The organism is Stenotrophomonas sp. HMWF003 (assembly GCF_003061285.1).
GTDB lineage: Bacteria > Pseudomonadota > Gammaproteobacteria > Xanthomonadales > Xanthomonadaceae > Stenotrophomonas > Stenotrophomonas maltophilia_AP.
Genome location: NZ_QAIW01000312.1, coordinates 3,718 through 9,630, shown reverse-complemented (window position 1 = coordinate 9,630; position 5,913 = coordinate 3,718). Strand labels below are relative to the sequence as shown.

Here is a 5,913-nt window from a genome sequence, read left to right as displayed (position 1 = left end):
TTCCCTACCCGCCGGCCGCCCTCTTGACCCAGATGTTCAGAGCGTCGCTTGCGCCTGCAACGTAAACACCCATGCATCCGGCCGGTCTGACAATCCGGACGGCCGCGTCACATATTGCAGCGCCGGACGCAGAACCAGCCACGGTGCCACCTGGACGCCATAGTTGAGCTCCAGCATTTCTTCCCGGGTCTGCACCTGCTGGCCGGAAGCCTGCTGGTACGCCTGCAGCCGACGTGAGAAATCCAGCCGGGTCCAACCCGCGCTCAGAATGTCGTCCTCGCGTGCCCGGAACGGACCTCGCCAACTGACACCCAGCTCCCACGAACGCCGCAACGTGCCGGTGCGAACATCGGCCTGCGTGCCGATGGCAAAGGCTGAAATGCCACGGACGGTTTCTTCTTCCGGCTTCCAGATGCGCTGCGCCAGCTGCACATACTCGCCGCTGCGGTGCGAGGCTTCGCGCGCGCCGGGACTGCCCATAACGGCCGCGTTTGAGGTGTCCCAGTAGTAACCCGCCTTGTAGGTGCCGCCGTAGCCGCGCTGGCCGGGGTCGTTCACGTAGCCCAGCTCGACCGGGAAGAACAGGCCGGTATTGCCATCCAGTGCCAGCTTGAAACCGTTGTCGGCCTGCTTGCGGGATGGATTCACGTCGAAGACGCCTGTCTGCGCATACCAGCCGGACGGGTCGGTCCATTTGACGCGCAGGCCCCATTGCCCGGTCGGATTGTCGAGCCAGCCGGAGCTGTAGATCGGTCCGAGGGGATGGCCGCACTGCCCGTTGTTGTTGAAGTTGCAGGTATAGGGCAGCCCGCCAAAATCATTGCCCATCGAGAAGAAGCCGCCTTTCAGGCTGAGCCGCTTGTCCAGGAGCGCACGCTCGTAGGAGACCTCGTTGAGGCGGAAGTTCTGGCCCTGCCCCCAGAACGCCTGGTTCTGGATGTAGCTGCCGGTGTACCGATCGTGCGCCGCCTGGCCGAACCGATCTGACAGGACTACCCGCAGCGTGCCATCCACGCCGAACGCCTTGCCCGTGTCCACGACGGCGCCGAAATCAACATGGGTTGCCGTCGCGGTGCCCGAGCCACGATAGCCGCCGTCGACATAGCTCGAGGACACCACCACGCGCGCCGTCGGGGTGACACCCCTGTCCTGCAACCAGTCGCGCACTGGCAGGCCGGTACTCAACGGGACCTGCTTGACGGACTCCACCGGCTTTGCAGGAACTGCATCACTGGCCAGCGCCGGCTGACACGCCAGAACCGCGCTGATCGACAACACCACTACTGATGCGCGCATCACGGCGCCCTCCTCTTCCGGGCCGCCCTGCGCCGCCAGATCCAGATACCCAATGCAATGATCGCCAGCCCACCCAGCGGCAGGCCGTACGTGGTCAACGTCATCAGCAGCGGCCTGGGACCGCCTGCGCGCGCCAGGCGCACGTCGGCTTCAGAAACGCTGTCGCCCGGACCGAACTGCTGACGGACATAGGTGGCGACGCTGGCCACTTCCTCATCGCTGAGCCGCTGTACGTAGGAGCCGGTGGAAAAATGCGGCATCACCGTGTGTTCGCCGGCCACGTCGCGATCCACGCCGGTGAGAATGGTGGCAATCAGGTTCTGCGGCGTGGCTGCGCCGACCGTGCTGTTGTTGACCAGCGAGGGGTAATACTGATCCTTGCTGCCCTCGCCGCGCGTGCCGTGGCAGCTGGCACAGACACCGTCATAGAGCACATGGCCGTCGGTGAGTGGCAGGCCGGTGCCGCGGATGCCGGCCTCTCCCGCACCCGCGCCGGTGCGCAGCGTCCACGATGAGGCGTTCCTGCTCATCGAGGGGTCCGCGACCGCGGGCACAGTCCTCAGGTACGTCACGATGGAAGCGATGTCCTGATCGGTGAGTTTGGACAGGCTGTGCGTGATGGCCTCGGCCATGCCGCCGCCCGCCTGCGCCTTGCCGGCGACCTTGCCGGTCTTCAGGTACTGCGCGATCTCCTGGTCTGTCCAGGCCCCAATGCCACTGACCTTGTCCGAGGTGATGTTGGGGGCGTACCACAGCCCCAGCGAGCCGCCCGACAATGCTTGGCCGGCGTTCTCCTGCATCAGCAGCCCGCGCGGCGTGTGGCAACTGCCGCAGTGCTCCAGGCCTTCAACGAGGTAGGCGCCGCGGTTCCACTGCGCGCCCTTGGAAGGATCGGACGGCACGGGCTTGCGATCAAGGAACAGCAGGTTCCAGCCGGCCATCGACAGGCGCACATTGAACGGGAACGGCAGGTCGGTGGACGGAGAGAACTGTTCGACCGGCTTTACCTCGGCCATGAAGTACGCATAGAGGTCGCGGACGTCGCGAGCGGTCAACTTCGCGTACGACGTATACGGCATCGCCGGGTAAAGGCGGGCACCGTCCTTGCGGATACCCTGGCGAACGGCGCGCTCGAAGTCCGCCTCGCTGTAGCTGCCAATGCCGAACTTCACCGAGGGCGTGATGTTGCTGGCCCAGATCTCGCCCATGGGTGAGGAAATGGAGTAACCGCCCGCATACTCCTTGCCGCCATTGGGCTTGGTGTGGCAGGCCATGCAGTCGCCCGCCGTGGCGAGGTAGCGCCCGCGCTCGACCGCGTCGTCGGCATGGACGTTGGTGGTCGCCATCAGTGCCAGGACCAGGCCCGGTAGGGTCAGCCACTTCACAGGGCACGCTCGATGGCATCGGCGGCCTTCAGGCCCAGCGCCGCCATGGTCAGGGTGCTGTTGACCACGCTTGCCGACACCATCGCGCTGCCACCGGGCAGCCACAGGTTGGCATGGTCGTGTGCGCGGCAATTCTCATCCACCACCGAATCGCGCGGATCGCTGCCCATGATGGTGGAGCCCATGATGTGGTTGTTTGCATTGAGCGCGGTGGTGATCTCGAATTCTTCGGCGTTGAACAACGTGCCGATGTGACGCAGCTGCTCGCAGGCCTTGTCGTAGCCCTTGCGCGCATAGTCGCCCAGCGAATAGTGGATGTCCGGGCACGCCAGGCCCAGGCCGTCCACGCGCGAAGTGGACAGCGTCAGGCGGTTGCTCGGATCCGGCAGCGGCTCCAGGCTGATCGAGAGGTCCACGCCGTACACCGCTCGCCGGCGGATCTCGGCGTCCAGCGCCTCGCCCACAAGACCCATCTTGAGCGCCTGCTGGGTGGCCACCGGAACGCGACTGATGTTGTTGAGGATGATCTTGTTGGCCGAGTACTCAGAGCGGAAGCTGCCATCGCGCGGGCCCACCATGCAGCTGGACTGCGCGGGACCGCGCCCGAGCCAAATGGGGCGGTCCGCGATGAAGGAGCAATGGAAGCCCGAGTGATCCATCATGTTGCGGCCGACCTGGTCGGACGAATTGGCGATGCCGTTCGGGTTCTGCGCATTGGCGGCCAACAGCAGCAGGCGCGGCGTTTCCAGTGCGTTGCATGCGACCACGAACTGCCGCCCGGTCGCCTTGTGGCTGACACGCTCGCGGTCGTACCAGTGCACCGCGGTGACGGTATTGTTGTGGTCGGTGTCGATCCGGTACACCACCGCCTCGTCCAGTACCACCGCGCCCTTCTTCTCGGCTGCATCCACCGTGTGGACGCCGTTGTACATGGCGCCGATCGGACAGATCGGCTGGCAGTTGTTGTTGCCACAGCACGCCGGGCGCTCGTTGAAGGGCTGGATGGTGCGTCCCTGCGGAATCGGCACCAGGTTGTAACCATGCGGGTTGACCACCGCGGCGAAGGTGGAATCGCCATGGCCCCACGGAATCATGTCGGCGATGTACGGCCTGGAGCGCTCGCGGGGGCTCTGGCGCTCGGGGTCGTTCGGTCCGGAGACGCCCATCGCCTCTTCGGCGCGGCAGTAGTACGACTCGATATCCGAATACGCAATCGGCCAGTCGCGGCCGACCCCGTAGGCGGATTTCATCTTGAAATCGACCGGCAGATGGCGCCAGCACGAGGCGGCCCAATGCCATGTGGTGCCGCCAACGGCCTTGATGAAGCCTTGGCGGAAGCTGTTGCCGTCCGGCCCGGAAAGGGCCACGTAATCATTGGGCGGAAAGTACAGCGGCGCAGTGGCCAGCGGTGACTGACGGTACGGCCCCTGGAAGTCGCTGCCGATGCGGCGCTCGAAGCTCGCATTGCGCCAGTTCTGGACGATCTCGGCCCGCTCCAGTCGGGGGCCGGCTTCCAGAATCACGACGGATCGACCTGCGGCGGCCAGCTGGTTGGCGATCAGGGCGCCAACGACGCCGGAACCCACCACGATGACGTCTGCATCGACGTCACCGCTGTTGAATGTTGGTTTTTTCACGGGAATGCACTCGGAAAGCGCAGCGCAAGCGCACCGCGCGGCAATCGGCAGGAAGGCGGTGGATCAGCGCAGGGCGATGGCGGCCGGCGGTGCGGCGACCCACCAGGCCGGGCCACCCAGCGCGTACGTCGCCGGGAACAGGCCGTCGTCAACCGGGCGCTGCATGAGCGCGTCACGGTAGGCGACGGTGACCGCAGCGGTGCCCTTCCCTACCGTGCCGGTGTACCACGCGGCAATGATGGCCAGCGCAGCATCGCGCACGCCTGGCGACGCGACGATCTTCGCTGGAGAGTCCGCGTTGGCGGCAACGCGCTTCAGCTCGGGAAGTGCGGCGGTGGTGGCCGGGTCCAGTGAAGCCAGCGCGGCGCGGATTCTGCCGGCGACAGACGGATCAAGACCAGCCTTGCCGGTCAGGGCCACGGAGAGCGCAAGAAATTCGGTGTCTGCAGCGGTGTTGCCCGCTGCTGCCGCATCGTGGCGAGCGGACGGGTTGGCGCTTGGCTGGGTGTCGGCAGCGGGTTCATCGCTGCGCCGGCAGGCCGCGAGCAACGCCATCGAGGCAGACGCCAGAAGGAACTTCCGACGCGACCATCCATGGGATTGCACTGGGCCCGCATCACCGTTGCTGTGATCCACGGGGGCGTTCCAATTATGACGTGGGGGGTCGGGCAATGATTGCAGGCGCCGCGCGGCACATCAATTGTCGAAGCTAATAGTTCCGAAACGCAATCAATAATGTCTGCTTGCGCTTAAGTGATGACAAACAGCAACTTGCACCCGTTTTCAGCTGCGCGTACCTGCATCGGTCGATGATGGAACGATCTGTCTTCATTGCGCGCAACATTCACGCCAGCATGACAGTAGCCAGCTTAGGCGGTCCAGGAAGCCCCTTTCCTGATGCAGGGCCCAAGGCGGCTCGCGAAGCGCGTCATCCAGAACGCCCGCGGAGATTCCCAGCTCCGTTGTTGCCAACGAAACAGGGCGTTACTCGCTGATCGCCGACACACTACCCGCAACCACACGCCAAACCCCCTCCTTCTGCACCCAGGTGCGGAGATAACGGAACCGGCCAGAGAATGGCTCTCCCATGAGCGTGCCAGCCAGCACAGCGGTGACGACGGTGATGCATGTCGTACCGTACGAACGCCACTCCACGGCCTGCCAGTCCGCCTGAAACATGCGCTGCGCGCCCGAGCGGTGCAGTTGCAGGTCATCTGCCTTGGTATAAACGCCGCCTCCTGGCCCGACGAACAGCAGCTCATCATCAATCAGCAGGTCCAGCTCAGCGACATCGCTGTGCAGCATGGCGACGCGAAGTCGCTCTTCATACACTTCAATCTGCATGTGCAGTTCTCCAGATAGCGCTCCAACCCCAATTGCCGTGCAATCAGCCACGCTTCGGCGCAGGACCTATTCTGCCTTCGCCCGCGCGGGCTCCCCCTCTGGCGCCAGAGTATGAATCACCCGCCCCTCTGCATCGAGGAACTCGATGGCGCCGTAGCCTTCTTCGGTTACCGTCAGGCGCAAGCGCGTTCTGTCGGCCTTGTCGCTCAATGCGATGGCTGGCGTTCCATCTGCCCCCACCACCATCCGGA

Annotated in this window: 5 protein-coding genes and 1 pseudogene; all 6 read right to left on the bottom strand. The window is 64.9% G+C overall.

The window, feature by feature from the left end; translation table 11 throughout:
• Positions 1–36 precede the first annotated feature (36 nt).
• The gene (locus DBR34_RS12800) at positions 37–1,296 is read right to left on the bottom strand and encodes a carbohydrate porin (protein WP_128097074.1); all 1,260 of its coding nucleotides are present in this window, start codon (positions 1,294–1,296) and stop codon (positions 37–39) included.
• Positions 1,296–2,681: a cytochrome c gene (locus DBR34_RS12795; RefSeq protein ID WP_258223891.1), complete on the bottom strand. Its 1,386-nt coding sequence runs from the start codon at positions 2,679–2,681 to the stop codon at positions 1,296–1,298. The genes DBR34_RS12800 and DBR34_RS12795 overlap by 1 nt, the downstream gene beginning before the upstream one ends.
• Positions 2,678–4,318, bottom strand: coding sequence for a GMC family oxidoreductase (locus DBR34_RS12790; RefSeq protein WP_128097073.1), 1,641 nt, complete (start codon positions 4,316–4,318; stop codon positions 2,678–2,680). The genes DBR34_RS12795 and DBR34_RS12790 overlap by 4 nt, the downstream gene beginning before the upstream one ends.
• A 63-nt stretch (positions 4,319–4,381) precedes the next feature.
• On the bottom strand, positions 4,382–4,924 hold the full coding sequence (locus tag DBR34_RS12785) for a sorbitol dehydrogenase family protein (protein ID WP_258223892.1): 543 nt from the start codon (positions 4,922–4,924) through the stop codon (positions 4,382–4,384).
• A 378-nt stretch (positions 4,925–5,302) separates the two neighbouring features.
• Entirely contained in the window at positions 5,303–5,662 is a 360-nt protein-coding gene (locus DBR34_RS12780) for a nuclear transport factor 2 family protein (protein WP_128097071.1), read from the bottom strand.
• A 66-nt stretch (positions 5,663–5,728) separates the two neighbouring features.
• Positions 5,729–5,913, bottom strand: a pseudogene (locus tag DBR34_RS22965) (hypothetical protein); the annotation flags it as partial.